This is a genomic window from Sphingobium sp. Cam5-1, assembly GCF_015693305.1.
Taxonomy (GTDB): domain Bacteria; phylum Pseudomonadota; class Alphaproteobacteria; order Sphingomonadales; family Sphingomonadaceae; genus Sphingobium.
Genome location: NZ_CP065138.1, coordinates 1,578,083 through 1,596,028 on the forward strand (window position 1 = coordinate 1,578,083; position 17,946 = coordinate 1,596,028).

General features: G+C 62.0%; 16 protein-coding genes and 1 tRNA gene. 7 read left to right on the forward strand and 10 right to left on the reverse strand.

From position 1 onward, the window contains the following. Positions 1-59: 59 nt before the first annotated feature. From der to IZV00_RS07985, 4 genes are all read left to right on the forward strand, one after another. Entirely contained in the window at positions 60-1,439 is a 1,380-nt protein-coding gene (gene der, locus IZV00_RS07970) for a ribosome biogenesis GTPase Der (RefSeq protein WP_196224171.1), read from the forward strand. After that, entirely contained in the window at positions 1,426-1,641 is a 216-nt protein-coding gene (locus IZV00_RS07975) for a sulfurtransferase TusA family protein (protein WP_196224172.1), read from the forward strand. Before der ends, IZV00_RS07975 begins: the two co-directional genes overlap by 14 nt. Positions 1,642-1,725: 84 nt before the next feature. Next, complete coding sequence (locus IZV00_RS07980) at positions 1,726-2,166, forward strand: Hpt domain-containing protein (protein ID WP_196224173.1); 441 nt, start codon at positions 1,726-1,728, stop codon at positions 2,164-2,166. Between the two features lie 56 nt (positions 2,167-2,222). Continuing rightward, positions 2,223-3,212 (forward strand): LLM class flavin-dependent oxidoreductase, encoded by a 990-nt coding sequence (locus IZV00_RS07985; RefSeq protein WP_196224174.1) that lies wholly within the window; start codon positions 2,223-2,225, stop codon positions 3,210-3,212. Here IZV00_RS07985 and IZV00_RS07990 read toward each other — a convergent pair. After that, on the reverse strand, positions 3,205-4,302 hold the full coding sequence (locus IZV00_RS07990; RefSeq protein ID WP_196224175.1) for an acyltransferase family protein: 1,098 nt from the start codon (positions 4,300-4,302) through the stop codon (positions 3,205-3,207). The two genes, IZV00_RS07985 and IZV00_RS07990, sit on opposite strands and share 8 nt — an antisense overlap. 221 nt (positions 4,303-4,523) lie before the next feature. Here IZV00_RS07990 and IZV00_RS07995 point away from each other — a divergent pair, with 221 nt between their 5' ends. Then, complete coding sequence (locus IZV00_RS07995) at positions 4,524-6,176, forward strand: ATP-binding protein (RefSeq protein ID WP_443020037.1); 1,653 nt, start codon at positions 4,524-4,526, stop codon at positions 6,174-6,176. Positions 6,177-6,179: 3 nt separating this feature from the next. On the opposite strand, the gene IZV00_RS08000 is transcribed toward IZV00_RS07995, so the two are convergent. From IZV00_RS08000 to IZV00_RS08020, 5 genes are all read right to left on the reverse strand, one after another. Continuing rightward, on the reverse strand, positions 6,180-7,631 hold the full coding sequence (locus IZV00_RS08000; RefSeq protein ID WP_196224176.1) for an MATE family efflux transporter: 1,452 nt from the start codon (positions 7,629-7,631) through the stop codon (positions 6,180-6,182). Positions 7,632-7,666: 35 nt separating this feature from the next. Beyond that, positions 7,667-10,540 carry a valine--tRNA ligase gene (locus IZV00_RS08005; protein WP_196224177.1) on the reverse strand — a complete coding sequence of 958 codons (2,874 nt, stop codon included), beginning with the start codon at positions 10,538-10,540 and terminating at the stop codon, positions 7,667-7,669. A 107-nt stretch (positions 10,541-10,647) separates the two neighbouring features. After that, positions 10,648-11,124, reverse strand: coding sequence for a DUF2497 domain-containing protein (locus IZV00_RS08010; protein WP_196224178.1), 477 nt, complete (start codon positions 11,122-11,124; stop codon positions 10,648-10,650). Positions 11,125-11,142: 18 nt separating this feature from the next. Next, complete coding sequence (locus IZV00_RS08015) at positions 11,143-12,603, reverse strand: TolC family outer membrane protein (RefSeq protein ID WP_196224179.1); 1,461 nt, start codon at positions 12,601-12,603, stop codon at positions 11,143-11,145. Positions 12,604-12,618: 15 nt separating this feature from the next. Next, positions 12,619-13,251, reverse strand: a complete 633-nt coding sequence (locus IZV00_RS08020; protein ID WP_196224180.1) for a protein-L-isoaspartate O-methyltransferase family protein — start codon at positions 13,249-13,251, stop codon at positions 12,619-12,621. A 189-nt stretch (positions 13,252-13,440) separates the two neighbouring features. Here IZV00_RS08020 and IZV00_RS08025 point away from each other — a divergent pair. Next, positions 13,441-13,514 (forward strand) — tRNA-Cys (locus IZV00_RS08025). 8 nt (positions 13,515-13,522) lie between these two features. Here IZV00_RS08025 and IZV00_RS08030 read toward each other — a convergent pair. Beyond that, a complete protein-coding gene (locus tag IZV00_RS08030) occupies positions 13,523-14,317 on the reverse strand; it encodes a sulfite exporter TauE/SafE family protein (RefSeq protein WP_196224181.1) in 795 nt (264 codons plus the stop codon). 167 nt (positions 14,318-14,484) lie between these two features. Here IZV00_RS08030 and IZV00_RS08035 point away from each other — a divergent pair, with 167 nt between their 5' ends. Next, positions 14,485-15,159, forward strand: a complete 675-nt coding sequence (locus tag IZV00_RS08035) for a glutathione S-transferase family protein (protein WP_196224182.1) — start codon at positions 14,485-14,487, stop codon at positions 15,157-15,159. A 255-nt stretch (positions 15,160-15,414) separates the two neighbouring features. Here IZV00_RS08035 and ndk read toward each other — a convergent pair whose 3' ends face one another. From ndk to IZV00_RS08050, 3 genes are all read right to left on the reverse strand, one after another. Then, positions 15,415-15,837, reverse strand: a complete 423-nt coding sequence (gene ndk / locus IZV00_RS08040) for a nucleoside-diphosphate kinase (protein ID WP_196224183.1) — start codon at positions 15,835-15,837, stop codon at positions 15,415-15,417. A gap of 90 nt (positions 15,838-15,927) precedes the next feature. Further along, entirely contained in the window at positions 15,928-16,365 is a 438-nt protein-coding gene (locus IZV00_RS08045; RefSeq protein WP_196224184.1) for a DNA polymerase III subunit chi, read from the reverse strand. Further along, positions 16,365-17,810 carry a leucyl aminopeptidase gene (locus IZV00_RS08050; RefSeq protein WP_196224185.1) on the reverse strand — a complete coding sequence of 482 codons (1,446 nt, stop codon included), beginning with the start codon at positions 17,808-17,810 and terminating at the stop codon, positions 16,365-16,367. The genes IZV00_RS08045 and IZV00_RS08050 overlap by 1 nt, the downstream gene beginning before the upstream one ends. Positions 17,811-17,946 lie beyond the last annotated feature (136 nt).

A 17,946-nucleotide genomic window follows, 5' to 3' on the forward strand; every position in this document is an offset into this window, starting at 1 on the left:
TCCTGGACTGGGCTCCTGCCGTTGCAGGAGCACCAGTGTTTTAAAGGAAACGGGCTATCATGCTGCCCACAGTTGCCATTGTAGGGCGGCCCAATGTGGGCAAGTCCACCCTTTTCAACCGGCTCGTCGGCAAGAAGCTGGCGCTGGTCGACGACCAGCCCGGCGTCACGCGCGATCGACGGGAAGGTCAAGCGAACCTGCTGGGCGTCGATTTCACCATCATCGACACGGCTGGTTATGAGGATGAAGATCCCCAGACCCTGCCCGGCCGGATGCGCATGCAGACGCAGGCCGCGGTCGAAAATGCCGATGTCGCCCTGTTCGTCGTCGATGCGCGCGCTGGCATCACCCCGTTGGACGAGGAAATCGCCCGCTGGCTGCGCGAAGGCGACGCGCCCGTCGTGCTGATGGCCAACAAGGCCGAGGGCAAGGCCGGTGACGACGGCGTGATGGAGGCATTCAGCCTGGGCCTGGGCGACCCCATCCCCTTTTCCGCCGAACATGGTCAGGGACTTGCCGACCTGTTCCAGGCGCTCCTCCCCTATATCGACCGGGAGGATGAGGAAGAAGAGGAAGCCGAACCGAGCGAAGCGGATCTGGAGGCCGCGCCGCTCAAGCTGGCCATTGTGGGCCGTCCCAATGCGGGCAAATCGACGCTCATCAACCGGCTGCTCGGCGAAAACCGTCTGCTCACCGGCCCCGAAGCGGGCATCACCCGCGACAGTATCGCGGTGGACTGGACGTGGACAGACCCCCGCAATGAGGAGGCTGAACCCCGCCCCGTCCGCCTGATCGACACCGCTGGCATGCGCAAGCGCGCGAAGGTGCAGGACAAGCTGGAAAAGCTCGCCGTTTCGGACGGCCTGAACGCTGTGAACTTCGCCGAAGTCGTCGTGCTTCTGCTCGATTCCACGCGCGGCCTTGAGGCGCAGGACCTTCGCATCGCCGATAAGGTGTTGGAGGAAGGCCGCGCCCTCGTCGTCGCGCTCAACAAATGGGACACGGTGGAAAATGGCTCGGCCCTCTATCAGGGCATCAAGCAGGCGCTTTCCGACGGCCTCGCGCAGATACGCGGCGTTCCCATCATGACCGTCTCCGGTGCGACCGGAAAGGGCCTGGACGACCTCATCCGCGTCGCCTTCGAAACGCGCACCGCCTGGTCGCAGCGTGTCTCGACAGGCATCCTCAACCGCTGGTTCGAACGCGCGCTGGAGGCCAACCCGCCCCCCGCCCCCGGCGGCAAGCGGATCAAGCTGCGCTACATCACGCAGAACAAGACGCGTCCGCCTACCTTCGTGCTGTTCGGCACGCGATTGGATGAACTGCCGGAAAGCTACCGGCGCTATCTCGTCAATGGCATCCGCAAGGAACTGGGCTTCGGCGCCGTGCCCGTGCGCCTTACGTTACGCAGCGCGCGCAATCCCTATGCCAGCAAATGATACCACCTATGTGAATGCCAGGGGAATGAAATGCCCCTGGCCCGCCCTGCGCGCTGCTCGGGCGATGAGGTCGGCCGACGCGGTAACGGTCGAAGCGGACGACCCCAACGCCGCCCGCGAACTGGAGGCGCTTACCCGGCAGCATGGCTGGAATTTCTCCGTCGCTGCTGGCGATCGCTTTGAATTATCGCGCAAATCCTGACGCCAACCTTGTTCCGCCCCCTCCGCTTAACCTGCTGTTTACGCACGGCTTCTATGCTGAAGACGAAACAGGGAGTGTGACAGGGTGTCGTATCAACAGGCAGAACTGGTCAATCAGGCCGATCTGGCAAAGTCCCGGTCGGAACTGGGCAGCGCATTTCTCCGGATTCTGAGCTATTTTCGCGAGGATGGCGACAAGGCCATAAGCGCGATCGAGCAGGCGATCCGCGAACGCGACGCCATCGCGCTTGTGACGCCCGCTCACACATTGAAGGGCGAATCGGCTCAATTTGGCGCCCATCGCTTGAGCAGCATGGCCGAACGGATCGAGATGGTCGCACGCCGCTGCGTCGAAACACGCGAGGGTCCTGACGAATTGATCGAGGTTGTCGTCAGCTTGCGCCCCTGCTTTACCGAAACAATGTCCCTCCTCGATCGCGACTCCAACCCGTTGGTCGCGCGTCGCCCCGCCACATTCGGCCGCCGATCCGAACCACCGTCGCAGGGGTTCGGACGCGTAGGCTGATCTAAGACGATATCTAGGTATTGAAATAAAACGGATCATCGCCCCATATCCGGGCGATGATCCGTTTTTCCGTTCTGGACCTTGTCCCTGTCATCGAAGGAAGCAACGTAAGCGAGGCCCTCGTCAACGCCGCCGCCTTCGCCGTTCATGCCGAACAACTCGGCTTCCATCGCTATTGGGTTGCCGAACATCACGGCATGCCGGGCATCGCATCGGCCGCAACTTCGGTAGTGCTGGCGCATATCGGACATGCGACATCAACCATTCGCATAGGGTCCGGCGGCATCATGCTCCCCAATCATGCCCCTCTGCTGATAGCCGAACAGTTCGGTACGCTCGCAGCACTTTTCCCCGGACGAGTAGACCTTGGGCTTGGCCGCGCGCCTGGATCGGACCAGCGAGTGGCTCAGGCCATGCGCCGTACGCTTTCAGGCGGGCCTGATGAGTTCCCGCGCGACGTGCTGGAACTGCAAGCCTATTTTGCAGGTGACACAAGGCTCGGCTTTCAGGCGACGCCCGGTGCGGGTGAAGATGTCCCGCTCTGGATCCTCGGGTCCAGCCTCTACGGCGCTCAACTCGCCGCCGCGTTGGGCCTGCCCTACGCCTTCGCTTCGCATTTCGCCCCTGGCGCGCTGGAGGACGCGATTGCGGTGTACCGTCGCGACTTCAAACCATCGGCCCAGCTTGATCGCCCCTATGTGATGGCAGGCTATAATATATTTGCGGCCGACAGCATGGAAGAAGCGAGACTGCTCGCCACCTCCATGCAACAGGCCTTCGTTCGTCTGCGCACGGGGCAGCCGGGCAAGTTGCAGCCACCCATTCCCGGCTATTTCGAAAGCCTGCCGCCCGGCGCGCAGGCGATGCTTTCGGACGTCCTGAGTGCCACGTCGATCGGTACACAGGATAAGGTCGAGGAGGATCTTGCCGCTTTCATCGAACGAACCGGCGTCGATGAATTGATCATCGGCGGGCAAATCCATGATTTCAGTGCCCGCAAGCGCAGCCTGGAAATCGCCATGGCCGCAGCCAAGGCGATTAGCTGAGCGCCGAAGCTCCCTGCAACCGCCCGCCACTCAGCACCTTGGCCAGTCCCGGCCAAGCACGGCTAAGAAGCGATCCCAGCAGCAGGACCGCGATCAGGACCAGCAACGGCTGAATCAGCAGATAAGCAGGATAGAAAGGCGAACCGAGCTTCCCGAACAACACGCCCAGCAAAGGCCCGCCCAGCCAGATCAGGATCAGATGCGAACAGAATAGCAGAAAGGCGAAAGGTTCGATCCTCAACAGCATGCCCCGCACGGGGCTTCCCGCCAGCCCCCAGGACAGCCGCCAGAAGCAGGTGGCCGCCGCGATACGCACTGCAAGGTCAAGCAGGCCGACCCCTATGGCCGATCCCTGCGCCGCTTGCAGGGAAAAATGAAGCTGCACGGCCATCAGCAGCAGGAAAGGCATGGCCGCTGCGGCCCAACCCAGTGCGGCAACCCGCTCAGCCAGCCCGGTTCGCCGGGCCATCATGCCCACGACAAAGAAGAACAGGATCGCCGGGCGCATCAGCACCGGCGGCCCCCAACCCGCAAGTTGCGCGACCGCTGCGACAGCGGCAATGCCAATCAGCGCGCGGTTGGGCAGGCGAAGCAGTAGCGGAGCAACGACCATGCACAGGAACAAGTCGCGCAGGAACGGCATCTGTACGTTGATGTCCGGGTTCCGGCTGACGACGAACAGTTCCTGAAACAACCAGTCAAACGAGACCGGCACGGGCGCCGACAATCCCAGCGACCAGGCCGCGCCGGATACCAGCAGGATGCCAAGCCCATTCCACAGGATCATCGGCAACAGGATCGTCTGCGCCTTTTGCAGCACATGACGGAACCAGTTCTGTGCGCGGGACGATCCCGCCACCAGCCACCCCGAAATGACGCCCAGCAGAGGCACTGCGCTGCGCCCGAATATTTCCATGAGCAGCCAGCGCAGATTTTCCTGCGGTGTGCCGCGCGCGATTTCCAGGTCATGACCGTTCAACCCGGTCCAGGCGTGCACATAGACCACACCCAATATGCAGATCACCCGAGCTATAGAAATCGCATCGGATCGGCGCGCCGCATCGGCCGTCATCAACTGGGTCAAATGCATATCCTGATCTTACGGCAGTCAGCGGCCGATACGCATGGCGAACGATTCGCGCCAGAGTAGACGCTCGAACACGCGGCGGGATGTGGCGATAGCGGGTTAACAGGGTCGCGCGATCGCAGGCGCAAAACGTCGGCGATAAGCCATTTCTTTACCTATGTACGGCTACACAGGCAGGCCGAATTCCGGCAGCGCGCGCCGGAAATCAGATTTAAGGGGGGTGTATGAGCCACATGCCGGGAGCTGCCGAATTCACGCACGGCCAAACGAAGCCTGCCGCAGCCAACGCTATGGGCGCGGTTTTTCAGATAGCCGGTTCCAGTTCCAAGGTGCTGATCGACGCAGCCTCCATCGCGACGCTGGCTCACGATAGCGACCCCTGCACGGCCATGGCGGGGCAAGTGGGCAGCCAGGTAAAAATGCGTGTAGGCAGTGCATGGCTCATCGCCAGCGTCCGCTCCATGATGATGGATCGGCAGGACAGCGGCTTAATCATCGCTGACGTAGATTTTCTGGGCGAAGGCGACGAAGAACCACTTACCGGCAGCATTCATCACTTCCGTCGCGGCGTCACCCGCTATCCTGCACCGGGCACGGAAATTTTCCCCGTATCCAGCGCCGACATGCAGCAAATCTACGCCGCCGATGACCGGCCCCATGTCCAGATCGGCACGGTCTACCCCACGACAGACACACGCGCCGCGCTCTATGTCGATTCGATGCTGGGCAAACATTTCGCCCTGCTGGGTTCGACCGGTACGGGCAAATCGACCAGCGCCGCTCTCATTCTTCACCGCATTTGCGACCTGTCGCCCGAAGGCCATATCGTGATGGTCGATCCGCATGGCGAATATGGTGCCGCCTTTGCCCAGAATGGCGCGGTCTTCGACGTAGGCAACCTCGCGCTGCCCTATTGGCTGATGAATTTCGAAGAGCATTGCGAGGTATTCGTCACCTCCGATGGCTCAGATCGCACGGTCGATTGCGACATTCTGGCGAAATGCCTGCTCGCCGCACGGCAGAAGAACCGGCTGGCGGAAAGCATCGGCAGGCTGACCGTCGATTCGCCGATCCCCTACCTGCTATCGGATCTCACCAACATCCTGCAAAATGAGATGGGGAAACTCGACAAGGGCACGGGCGCCCTCCCCTATATGCGGCTCAAGACCAAGATCGATGAGATCAAGGCGGACCCGCGTTACAGCTTCATGTTCTCAGGCATGCTCGTCGCGGACACGATGCAGGAATTTCTGGCAAAGATCTTCCGCCTGCCATCGGGCGGAAAGCCAATTTCGATCATCGACGTGTCGGCCATGCCGTCGGACATCACCTCAGTGGTGGTATCGGTGCTGTCCCGCCTGGTGTTCGACTATGCCATCTGGGCGCGGGACGAGGCTCAGCGCCCGATCCTGCTCGTCTGTGAAGAGGCGCACCGCTATATTCCCAGCACGACCATCGGCACCGGCCAGGCCGTCCGCCGCATCCTGGAGCGCATCGCCAAGGAAGGCCGCAAATATGGAGTATCGCTCGGCCTCATCACGCAGCGGCCGTCAGACCTTGCCGAAGGCGTGCTGTCGCAATGCGGCACCATCATTTCCATGCGCCTCAACAATGATCGCGACCAGGCATTCGTGAAGGCCGCCATGCCCGAAGGCGCGCGCGGTTTCCTCGACTCCATTCCGGCGCTTCGCAATCGCGAAGCTATCATTTGCGGTGAAGGTGTCGCGGTGCCCATCCGCGTCGCGCTGGACAATCTGGAGGAGCACCGGCGGCCCGCGTCGGGCGATCCGAGCTTCACGGACCTTTGGCGTCAGTTCGGCGGAGAGGCGGACATTCTCGACCGCACCATCACCCGCTGGCGCAGCCAGGGACGATAACCGTCAGCCCGCAGGCGCGAACCGGCCTGCGGGTTCGCTCTCCGCGCTGATGCTTTCCCGGCACTCTTCCTCATGCACGGGGACGAGCAGCGTCGCCTTGCGCCAGCCGCCCTGCAGATAGGCCAGACCCGCAATCAGAAGGGCCGATCCCGAACTCACAGGGAAACTCAGCCACAAAGCATTGGCACCCAGATACGGATAGCTGAAGTGATAAAAGGCGAGGCGAACGCCGAACAACGTAACGGTCAGGATCAAAAGCGGCCTGACCACGACGCCATTCGCCCGCATCACCCCGAACAGGATCATCGTTGCCCCGAACAGCATATAGCTCCACGTCGCAAGCAACTGCATTTTCCAGGCGGCATCGATCGCGGCCCTGTTGTCGCCAAGGAAGAGCGAGAGCAGCGGCGCGTGAAACAACAAGATCACGCCGATCATCGCGCCCGAAATGAGCAGCAGATAGCCCAACCCATAGGCAGTAATCCGGCCAATCCGGTCCCACCGGCCCGCACCGATATTTTGCGCCGCCATGGCGCTGACCGCCGCGCCCATGGCCATCGCAGGCATCTGCAAATAGGTCCAGATCTGCTGCGCCGCGCCATAAGCCGCCGTCACGATCAGCCCTTCGCGGTTAACCAGACCGATGATCATCAGGCCAACCGCCGACATGACGATCATCTGAAGGCCCATCGGCAACCCTTTTCCCAGCAGGATACGCAGTTGATTGGGAGCGGGGATCAGGTAGCGCAGCTCCTTCCTCCGCAAACGCAGCGGCAAGTCCTTGGCGTAGACGTAGAAGATCAGGCCGAGCAGGCTGGCGATGCCGGCCGCCGCCGTGGCCGCCGCTGATCCGCCGATGCCCATCGCCGGAATCGGCCCCAGCCCAAGGATGAATACCGGGTTCAGCACCAGATCGATCCCGACGCTGACGAACATGAAAATCAACGGAGTGCGCGCGTCCCCTGCTCCCCGCAATCCCATCATCATCATGACGCTGATCAACGTTGCGGGCATCGCAATGAAAATCACGCGCAGATAGATCAGCGCCATGTCAAATGCTTCGGCAGGCGTTCCCAGAAGGTGCAACATTGCGGGCGATGCAGCCCATCCTGCCGCAGCGACAACGGTGCCCAATATGGTGCAAAAGCCTGTCGCTGACCCGAAGGACCGGCGGGCGGCATCCATATCGCCCCGTCCCGCCGCCTGGGCAATCACCACGGTCGATGCCATGCCAAATCCGAACACGATGGAAAACATCAGGAACATGGTGATGTTCGCGTTGGCCGTGGCGGCAAGAGCCTGCGCCCCCAAAAAGCGGCCGACCCATATCGCGTTGATCGATCCATTCAACGACTGAAGCACGTTGGACGCCAGCGTGGGCACGGCAAAGACCAGCAAGGACGACGCGATAGGCCCGTTTACCAGGTCCCTTGTTTCACGCTTCCCTGCCGCCATTCTTGCCCTCCCCTAAGCGCTTCATCATTAACCGATCAGGCCAGACGATCCAGCGCTGCCGCCAACCTTTCCGCCTCCGCGGTTTTCTCGGCATGATCTTCACGCGCCTTGGCCACCGCCTCGGGCTTGGCCTTTTCCACGAAACTCGGATTGGAAAGACGCCCGGAAAGCGAAGCCCGTTCCTTTTCCGCACCAGCTAGCGCCTTTGCCAGCCTTGCCTTTTCCGCCGCGATGTCGATCACGCCCTCCAAGGGGAGGATGAAGGTCGCCTCATCGACAACGATCTGCGCCGCGCCACCAGCTACGCTATCGCCAAAGGACAGGCTCTCCACCCGTCCCAAGCGCGCCAGGGCCGCGCCCTGCCGATCGATTCGGCGCCGGGTTTCTTCCGATGCTTCGCTGACCACGACCTTCAGCTTGGCGCCCGGCGGCACGTTCAGTTCCGTCCGCGCCGTGCGCATCGCGCTGATCAAGCGGATCAGCCAGTCAATCTCTGCCTGCGCCTCGCTATCGACGGCATAGAGCGCCTGTGGCCATCGGGCGACGATCAATTCCGTCTCACGCGTGCCGGTCAAGTTCCACAGCTCTTCGGTGATGAAGGGCATGAAGGGGTGGAGCATGACGAGGATCTGGTCGAACGCCCAGCCCGCGACAGCCTTCGTCTCATCGTCCATCGAACCCTTGGTGAGTTCGATATACCAGTCGCAAAACTGGTCCCAGACGAAATGATAGATGGCGTTCGCCGCCGCATCGAAGCGCAGCTCGGCCATGGCCGTATCGATCGCCTGCACGGTCGCCACTGTCTCGGCAATGATCCAGCGGTTGACCGGCGCAGCGGCGGCAGGCGCCTCATGGCTGGTCGATGCGGTGACGCCGTTGGATTGCAGGAAGCGCGCCGCATTCCAAAGCTTGGTCGCGAAGTTGCGATAGCCCTCGACCCGCTTCTCATCCATCTTCACGTCGCGGCCCTGACTTTCCATGGCAGACATGAAGAAACGCAGCGCGTCCGCGCCGAACTTGTCGATCAGGCCCAGCGGATCGACGACATTGCCCTTGGACTTGGACATTTTCTGCCCGTCGGCCGCACGTACCAACCCGTGGAGGTAGAGCTTGCGCCACGGCACATCGCCCATGAACTCCATCCCCTGCATCGCCATGCGCGCATCCCAAAAGAACAGGATGTCGAAGCCGGAAATCAGCAGATCATTAGGATAGTGGCGGGAGAGCGTCTCGCTCTGCTCCGGCCAGCCCAGCGTGCCGAAAGGCCACAGCGCCGAGGAAAACCATGTGTCGAGCACATCAGATTCGCGCACCAGTATCGGCACAGGTCCTAGATCATTCTCGCGGAAGGCTTCTCGAAGTCGCCGCTGATCCTCAAATGAGTCTACGATTTGAACATGTTCAGGCGTTAGCCCCTCGATGCGATAATAGTCGACAGCCTGCCGCCGAACTTCGTCTTCATCTTGCGCAACAAAAGTATGTTCCAAGCGATTGGGTTCTGCGCCCGTATGGCCGATATGGCCATAAACAATCTGACCCGAAGTTGTCTTTGCTGGGCCAAACCAAGCCGGAATACGATGCCCCCACCAAAGCTGACGCGAGACGCACCAGGGCTGGATATTCTCCATCCAGTTGAAGAAGGTCTTTTCCCAAGTCTTGGGCACGATCTCGATCCGCCCGTCACGCACGGCCTGCATCGGCGCGACCGCCAGCTTCCCGGCATCGACATACCATTGGTCGGTCAGCCAGGGTTCGATCACCACGCCCGAACGATCGCCAAAAGGCGTCTGGATGGTGCGGGGCTCGAAATCGGCTTCGACCTCCTCGCCCTCCTTGGTCTTCGTGACATGCGGCACCAGCATACCCAGCGCCTTCATCTCGGCGACGACCAACTCGCGCGCGCCATCAATGCCATCGCGGCGGAAGCGGTGCAGCCCCAGAAAACGCTCCGGGATCAGCCCGTCCGCCGTCTGCACCACATTGGCATCGGCATCGAACATGTTGAGCATCTCGGCCGCGCGGAAGCCGGCCCGCTTGCCCACCTCAAAGTCGTTGAAGTCGTGACCCGGCGTGATCTTGACCGCGCCCGACCCCAATTCGGGATCGGCATAATCATCGCCAACGATCTTGAACCGCCGCCCGGTGATCGGCTGGAGGATATCCTTGCCGATGACATCCTTATAGCGTGGATCGTCAGGATGCACCGCCACCGCCATATCGGCCAGCATCGTTTCGGGCCGCGTGGTCGCGACGACGATATGATCCGCGCCATTGGCCAGCTTCACGCCATCCGCCAGCGGATAGCGGAAATGCCAGAAGCCGCCCTTCACTTCCTGCGTCTCGACCTCAAGGTCCGAAATCGCCGAGCGGAAGCGCGGGTCCCAGTTCACCAGCCGCTTGTCGCGATAGAGCAGACCCCGCTTGTGCAACTCCACGAACACCTTGATGACAGCCTTCGAAAAGCCCTCATCCATGGTGAAGCGTTCATTGGCCCAGTCCATCGAGCAACCAAGCCGCCGCAACTGGCGCGTAATCGCGCCGCCGCTTTCGGCCTTCCATTCCCAAACCTTTTCGATGAACTGCTCGCGCGTATAGTTGGTGCGCTTGTCCTGCCGCGCCTCCATCTGCCGCTCGACCACCATCTGCGTCGCGATGCCCGCATGGTCGGTGCCCACGACCCACAGCGCGTCCTTGCCGCGTAGTCGTTCGTAGCGGATGACGATGTCCTGCAACGTGTTATCAAGCGCATGGCCGATATGCAGGCTGCCGGTCACATTCGGCGGCGGATTGACGATGGTGAAGGGTTCGGCGTCGGGGCGTTCCGGGCGGAACAAGCCCTTTTCTTCCCAATGGGCGTACCAGCGGGATTCGATTTCGGCGGGGTCGAAGGTCTTGGGCAGTTCGGTCATGGAAAGGCGCCTTAAAGCCCCTTCCCTGACCATTCCAGCGCTTTTACCGCCTTGCAGGGGTCAACCGAGCCAATGCGCCATAAGTCGGAACGCGGAGACCCGCCCGATCAGCGGCCAGTGATGCGGGCAATTTCCTTTGCCACCATGTCTTCCACCAGCGCGGGAAGGCGGGCATCCAGCCATTCCTTCAGCATCGGCTTCAACATGGACCGCACCAGACCGTCCAGCGTGTTATCCTCGCCGTCCTTGGGCGTTACCAGCATGGAGGACAGCGCCGAAAGCGAATGTCGCGCGGCCACTTCGCTTTCCACCGAGAGGATTGAGCTTTCCTCAACCGGCGCTTCGACCTGCGTTGCACGGCCAGTCTTGTGGGCAGGCATCAGCTCCTCCACTCCAACCTCGTCTGTCAGTTCCAGCACTTCCTCGACCGCAGGTTCGGCGGGTTCGGCAGCCTGCTTGGGTCCAGCATCGGCTTTGCCACGGCGCGACACCGCCTGCGCAGCCTCCTCGCCTTCCTCGGCAATGATGCGCTTGATGGACGAAAGAATGTCCTCCATCGAGGGTTCCTTGCTCATGTCGCCCATGAATAACCCCTGTTAACCTTAAGGTTGTTGCGCCAAACCAGCAGGCACATTGGCATTTTGTGCAGGCGTGTCAACGGTTCTGGTCGCTTCCGGCTTGGGCGCGGGACCGAAATCCCAATCGAACCACTTGCCCTTGACCCGATCATAATTAACCATGGGATCATAGAGCGTGCCTGTTTCCAGGCTGAGGTCGTCCGCTTCCGCATGCCCCATCGCGGCCAGCAGGCTGAAGCCCGCGACATAGGCATTGCGCCGGGCCGACACCAATTGCACCTTGGCGTTCAGCGCTTCCTGTTCCGCATTCAATATGTCCAGGATGGTGCGGCTGCCGACAGAATTTTCCGCGCGCACGCCTTCGAGCGACAAATTGGCCGCCTCCACCGCCTTCTGGTTGGATTCGATGCTTTGCAGCGATGCCTGCCAGCTCGCATAGGCTGACCGCGTTTGAGCGATGACGCCCCGCTCAACCTCAATCTCCTGCTCCATCGCCCGCGATTCGAGCGCCTGGTTCTGGCGCACCTGCGCGCCGGGTCGGCCGCCCTGATAAAGCGGAAGGCGCAACGTCGCTCCCGCGACCACCTGCTTGTTCAGCTGCGACGGATTGGTCGGGTCATCGAGTGATCCCAGATAATGGGTATAGCTGCCCTGCGCGAAACCGGACAGCGTTGGCAGAACGCCCGCCTTTGCCACCCGCACGTCATAGCGAGCAGCTTCACGCGCTTTTTTCGCGGCGACGAGATCAGGATTGTCGGTAAGCGCCACCTGCACCGCCGTTTCCGGTGTAGCAGGAAGGCCGGGGAGCGGCGGCGGCGGCTGCAAGTCATCGGGCGCGGCGCCAACCAGGGCGATGTAATTTTCGCGGCTGGTTATCAAGTTCGCCTGCGCCGTCTGAAGGTTGGATCGGGCCAGCGCGAGCCGCGATTCGGACTGGGCGACGTCTGTACGCGTCAGGTCGCCCACTTCGAATCGGTCGTTCGTTGCCTGCAAATTGACGCCCAGCGCGCTGACATTCGCCAGATTGAGCGACACGACCGCGCTGTCGCGGATCACGTCCATATAGGCGGCGACAACCTGTGAGAAGATTGATGCTTCGGTCCCGCGCAGATTGGCCTGACCCGCCTGCACGCGCACCTGGGCCGCCTTCACCCCGTTACGCACGGCCCCGCCTTGATAAATAGGAACATTCACCGTAGCGGTGCCGACGAGCGAGCGATCAGGCGCGAGGAAGGACCGCGCGGGCTTTACCAGCAACTCCTGATATTCGGTGGTGGTACCGATATTGGGTCGTCCATCCGCCTTGCGGATCGGCACATTCTCATCCGTCGCCCGTTGCTGCGCCCGGGTGCCGGTGAGCGTGGGGTTGGAACGGTAAGCCTTTGCCAGCGCGCCTTGCAGGGTTTCGGCCTGCGCGATCCCAGCGTTGAGGAGCAGCAGAGCCGTGGCGGCCGAGTGCCGAAAAAACACCTGCTTTGCCGTCATGACTCCCCCAGCCGGTTAAAAGACGAAACGCTCCGGCGCAGCAAAACCGGGCAGGACGACCATCTCAAGATCGGTCAGGCTGACAAGACCCAGAATGCCGGAAACCACCCGCCCACTGCAAAGGCGTGTAACGCCGCGCTCGACAAGACCCGTCACCACGCGCGCGCCATCGGCAAGCTGCCCGACAAGCGTCGCGGGCACTTCCTGCACTGCGCCATCAATGAAGAGGACGTCGTAGGGCGCACCCTCGGGCGCTCCCGCCTGTAACGGGCCGCGTACGACCGTGGCGCCATTGCCCGACAATTGCGGACCATCCTCAGTCTCGACCGCTGTCACCTGGGCGCCAAGAGCGGCAAGAAGTGCCGCGCTATACCCCGTGGCCGCGCCGATGAGCAGAACGCGATCGCCCTCCTCGACCTGCGCTTCCTTGAGCAGTCGTCCGGTGGCCAGCGGCGGATTGAGCGCGCGGCCGGAGGAAAGCGGAATCGAACGATCGACATAGGCCATGGCGCGCCGTTCAGCAGGCACGAAATCTTCCCGTGGTACGCGCGCCATCACCGCGATCACCCGTGGGTCATCGACATCGCTGGTGCGAAGCTGGCTTTCGACCATGGCGGCCCGCATCGATGAAAAATTCTGCTCGGTCACGATACTACCTCGATTGGCATAACTGTATTGGCATGGCAATACAGCGCTGACATTATCGGGACCTCTAGATCACGCAACAAGCAACGCCAAGCGGCTTTCCACGCCCGTGAGCGATAATCTTGGGATCAGCGAACATGGCCGCGCTTGACTTTGCATCAAAAGCCGCACATTTGCGGCCACCCACGCCGAGGCCCGATGGCGGAGTGGTTACGCAGAGGACTGCAAATCCTTGCACGCCGGTTCGATTCCGGCTCGGGCCTCCAAAACTGCCTCATCCTGCGATAAGGCGCCAGCCCACCAGAACCAGGATGATCGCCAGCAACGGCTGAAGCACGCGGTCTGATGCGCGCGTCGCCAGCAGCGATCCGATAATGATGCCCGGGATCGACCCGATCAGCAGGTTGGCGAGCAGTATGCCGTTCACATTGCCGATCCACAGATGGCCGAGCCCGGCGATCAGGGTAAGCGGCACGGCATGGACAATATCCGTAGCCACCAACCGTTGCAGCCGCATGCGGAGGGGATAGAGCGCAAGGAGCAAGGTCGCGCCGATCGCCCCCGCACCCACGGAGGTCAGTGTTACCATCCCCCCCAGCAGCGCACCGGCGGCAACCGTCAGCGGAGGCTGCCAACGCGTAAAGCGATCGGCGGTGCCAACGCGGCGAGCCAAGGCCCAACGGTGGAATCGCCCGCGTAACAGGGTTGCAACCGCCGTCATGATCAGGACGCCACCCAGCGCGCTCGTGACGATGCCGCTCTTGATCTGCTGCATATGCGTCTGGGAAAGGATCAACAGCGTGATCAGCGCGGCGGGAAGGCTCCCCAGGCACAGGCGCTTCACCACCTGATAGTCCGGGCCGCCATCTGGCCCGCCGTGACGGTGATGGATCGCACCGCCCACTGACTTGGTTATGGCCGCGAACCAGAGGTCGGTGCCGACCGCCGTCGCCGGTGCTACGCCAAACAGCAGGATGAGGATTGGCGCCATCAGCGACCCGCCGCCAACGCCCGTCATTCCGACCATGATTCCGACGAACAGGCCCGCTATTCCATGCAGCCAGTCCATAATCCCCCCACTTCCGCATTCAGTTCGCCGCTGCGCCATACGACGACGCCCATGATGCCGCCAAGCCCCGCACCAAGGATTTTCTACCAAAATAATATAGAAAGTGACTCGAATGCGCCGGCCGGTTGCTCTCGACACCCCTTCCTTCGCCCGTCTAAAGAAGGGCGATGATGAAGCTATTCATAGGCAACAAGGCATATTCCAGCTGGTCTCTGCGGGGCTGGCTCGCCTGCAAGCTCAGCGGGTTGCCGTTCGAGGAAGTCGTGGTCCCGCTTTATGATGAAGCCTGGGAAAGACGGCGCGAAGGCGACGAATTCGCCCCTTCGTCGGGCAAGGTGCCCATATTGTGGGACGGCGACGACACCGTTGTCTGGGACAGTCTGGCAATCATCGAATATCTGAACGAAAAGGCTGGCGGCGACAAATTCTGGCCCACCGACACGGCGGCGCGGGCGATGGCCCGGTCAATGGCGGCGGAGATGCATTCCAGCTTCGCGGCGCTGCGCCGCGAGCACAGCATGAACATCCGCCAGATCTACGACGCCGTGCCGCCCTCCGAGGCAGTCGCGCAGGACATCGCCCGCATCATGCAGCTCTGGGCACAGGCCCGGGCTCGTTATGGCGGCGTGGGCGATTTCCTGTTCGGCGAATTTGGCGCGGTGGACGTGATGTTCGCCCCGGTCGTGACGCGCTTCATAACCTATCAGCTGCCCGTCGCACGTTTTGCCGAAGCCTATATGCAGGCGGTCGTCAATCATCCCTGGATGCAGGAATGGATCGGCGGCGCGCAGGCTGAGGAATGGGTGATCGATCGATTCGAAGCACCGCCCGTTTCGAATTGAGGTTGTGAGCGCTGATTGGCGGAGGCGAAACGCATTTCGCTAAAATCTCCCTCTCTCCTTCAGGGGAGAGGGGAGCAACCGAAGATCGGCATGTCCCCCTCCCCCGCCTTCGCTCCGCACCTCGGCCAGAGTCACGTGCCTCTGGCCGCCCCCTGAAGGGGAGAGGGCGAAAATCTCCAGGCCGCAAGGGACTGCTAACAAAAAAGGGCCGGCGGACTTGCGTCCCCGACCCCTCTTTCATCCTGATCGATTAGATCAACCGACGATTTCTTCGGGCTTGAAGAAATAGGCGATCTCGATCGCGGCATTTTCTTCGCTGTCCGAACCATGGACCGAGTTGGCTTCGATCGACTCGGCATAATCCCTGCGGATGGTGCCTTCCTCGGCGTTGGCCGGGTTGGTGGCGCCCATGATGTCGCGGTTGCGCTTCACGGCATCTTCGCCTTCCAGAACCTGGACGACGACCGGGCCGGAAATCATGAAGGCCACCAGATCAGCGAAGAAAGGGCGTTCCTTGTGAACGGCATAGAAGCCTTCGGCCTGTTCGCGGCTCATGCGGATGCGCTTGGACGCGACGACGCGCAGGCCTGCTTCTTCCAGCTTCTTGGTCACGGCGCCGGTCAGGTTGCGGCGCGTGGCGTCAGGCTTGATGATCGAAAAGGTGCGGGTCACGGCCATAAGGCTCAAAAGCTCCGGATTGTTGGAATTGGCGCGCCCTTTAGACCGCGCCGCTTCGCACCGCAAGGGGGCGTTGACAGGCCCTCGCTCTCACGGACCCTGCACCCATTTCCCCTGCTCCTGCCGCCAGAAGCGGGGCGTAACCCCCTCCCGCTTTGACAGGGCACGCCAACTTTCGCGCGCGCCATCAACGGTCAGCGTATCGAAAAAGTAGAAAGCCCGCTCGAAATCGAGCGCTTCTTCACGCCAGATACCATCGGCAATCGCGATATGCCGGGCGCCGTTCGCAGGACTGCAATCCTGCGCCAGAAGTACCGGCTGCATCGCCTCGCTGCCCTCCCCCACCCGACCGTGGGCAAGGAAACTTTCCGGCGACCCGTTCCACAGCCCGGCCGAAATGCGTTCCAGCTGTGCCTCGTCCTGCGCCACCACCAGCAACCGTTCGCCCAGGCCGAGTATGCGCGCCGCAATGGCGGGCAACACCCGGTCCACAGGATCACGGTTAAGCTGGTAGAAATCGACCTGCATCAGCGCTCGAACTTGTCCGCCACCAGACGATCGATCAGGCGCACGCCATAGCCGGTCGCGCCCTTGTCCCAGGTCGCGCCGGGCTTGTCCGCCCAGACCATACCCGCAATGTCGAGATGTGCCCATTTGACCCCATCATCGACGAATCGCTTGATAAACTGCGCGGCGGTGATCGATCCGGCATAGCGCGCGCCCATATTCTTCATGTCCGCGATCGGGCTGTCGATCAGCTTGTTATAGGCGTCGCCCAGCGGAAAGCGCCAAAGCTGGTCCCCCGCCGCCTTGCCAGCAGCGAGCAAGTCCTCGGCAAGCCCATCGTCATTGGCGAACAGCCCTGCATATTGATCGCCCAACGCCACGATCATCGCTCCGGTCAGGGTGGCAAGATCAATGACAACCTCGGGAGAATAGGTTTTCTGCGCCCAGGTAATGACGTCGCACAGCACCAGGCGCCCTTCGGCATCGGTGTTGATGACCTCGATCGTCTGGCCCGACATCGACGTCACGATGTCGCCGGGACGCTGCGCGTTGCCGTCGGGCATGTTTTCCACAAGGCCGCAGATGCCGATGACTCGTGCCTTCGCCTTGCGCCCCGCGAGCGCCTTCATCGCGCCCGCGACCGCGCCTGCGCCGCCCATGTCCCATTTCATGTCTTCCATGCCTGCGCCGGGCTTCAACGAAATACCGCCGGTATCAAAGGTCACGCCCTTGCCGACAAAGACGATGGGCTTGTCGCCCGCGCCGCCCGTGCCATCCCACTCCATCGCGAGCAAACGGGGTTCGCGTACCGACCCCTGCGCCACGCCAAGCAACGCGCCCATGCCAAGGTCCGCCATCGCCGCCTTGTCGAGGACGGTGACCTTGACGCCCAGCTGCTCCAGATGACGGCAGCGTTCGACGAAGCTTTCGGGATACAGGATGTTTGCGGGTTCAGAGACCAGCTCACGCGTAAAGGTGACGCCATCGGCCACCGCCGACAGCCGCTGCCAGTGCGTGTCCGCATCATTCGCCACGACCGACAGCTTCACCAATGTCGGCTTTGTCTTTTCCGGCTGCCGGGTGCGATAGGTATCGATCCGCCAGGCGCGCAGGGATGCCCCAAAGGCAAAATGGGCCGCCTTATCGCCAGCCGCGCCGCCGAAAAACTCCACGGCGGCATGGCTCGCCCCGCTCGTTAGCAGGCGGGCGGTCAGCGCCGCGCCCGCCCGTTCATAATCCGCCTCGGTTCCGCTGCCGGTCCCGACGAGAACGATGCGCAGCACCTTGCCACCCTCTTCGGCAAAGCTTTCAAAGCTTGCCCCCGCCTCACCCGTGAAGCGCGCCGCCGCTGCTCCTGCCGCCAGAGTAGGCGCCGCCGCGATCGGCAAGGCATCGAAACCGCCCTTGGGAACGGCAAAAGCCAGCGTGTCGGCGTCTGGACGCACCGGGGTGAATGCGATTTCCATCAAGGGTCCTTCTTCTGCTTTTCTGATCATGTGGCGCTAGCAACGCTCCATGCCAGATAATGTCGCTTGCCCCATCTGGCAAAGCCGTTCGACCGATTTCCGGCAAAAGAAGCGTGACGAACGATTGCGGCGCGCG

What these genes read in the sequence shown, in the direction of transcription:
- IZV00_RS07975 (WP_196224172.1), top strand. Translation starts at nt 1,426, where the DNA reads ATGCCAGCAAATGATACCACCTATGTGAATGCCAGGGGAATGAAATGC.
- IZV00_RS08050 (WP_196224185.1), bottom strand. Translation starts at nt 17,810, where the DNA reads ATGGAAATCGCATTCACCCCGGTGCGTCCAGACGCCGACACGCTGGCT.
- der (WP_196224171.1), top strand. Translation starts at nt 60, where the DNA reads ATGCTGCCCACAGTTGCCATTGTAGGGCGGCCCAATGTGGGCAAGTCC.
- IZV00_RS08000 (WP_196224176.1), bottom strand. Translation starts at nt 7,631, where the DNA reads ATGGCGGCAGGGAAGCGTGAAACAAGGGACCTGGTAAACGGGCCTATC.
- IZV00_RS07990 (WP_196224175.1), bottom strand. Translation starts at nt 4,302, where the DNA reads ATGCATTTGACCCAGTTGATGACGGCCGATGCGGCGCGCCGATCCGAT.
- IZV00_RS08015 (WP_196224179.1), bottom strand. Translation starts at nt 12,603, where the DNA reads ATGACGGCAAAGCAGGTGTTTTTTCGGCACTCGGCCGCCACGGCTCTG.
- IZV00_RS07995 (WP_443020037.1), top strand. Translation starts at nt 4,524, where the DNA reads ATGAGCCACATGCCGGGAGCTGCCGAATTCACGCACGGCCAAACGAAG.
- IZV00_RS08010 (WP_196224178.1), bottom strand. Translation starts at nt 11,124, where the DNA reads ATGGGCGACATGAGCAAGGAACCCTCGATGGAGGACATTCTTTCGTCC.
- IZV00_RS07985 (WP_196224174.1), top strand. Translation starts at nt 2,223, where the DNA reads ATGATCCGTTTTTCCGTTCTGGACCTTGTCCCTGTCATCGAAGGAAGC.
- IZV00_RS08005 (WP_196224177.1), bottom strand. Translation starts at nt 10,540, where the DNA reads ATGACCGAACTGCCCAAGACCTTCGACCCCGCCGAAATCGAATCCCGC.
- IZV00_RS08035 (WP_196224182.1), top strand. Translation starts at nt 14,485, where the DNA reads ATGATGAAGCTATTCATAGGCAACAAGGCATATTCCAGCTGGTCTCTG.
- IZV00_RS08045 (WP_196224184.1), bottom strand. Translation starts at nt 16,365, where the DNA reads ATGCAGGTCGATTTCTACCAGCTTAACCGTGATCCTGTGGACCGGGTG.
- ndk (WP_196224183.1), bottom strand. Translation starts at nt 15,837, where the DNA reads ATGGCCGTGACCCGCACCTTTTCGATCATCAAGCCTGACGCCACGCGC.
- IZV00_RS08030 (WP_196224181.1), bottom strand. Translation starts at nt 14,317, where the DNA reads ATGGACTGGCTGCATGGAATAGCGGGCCTGTTCGTCGGAATCATGGTC.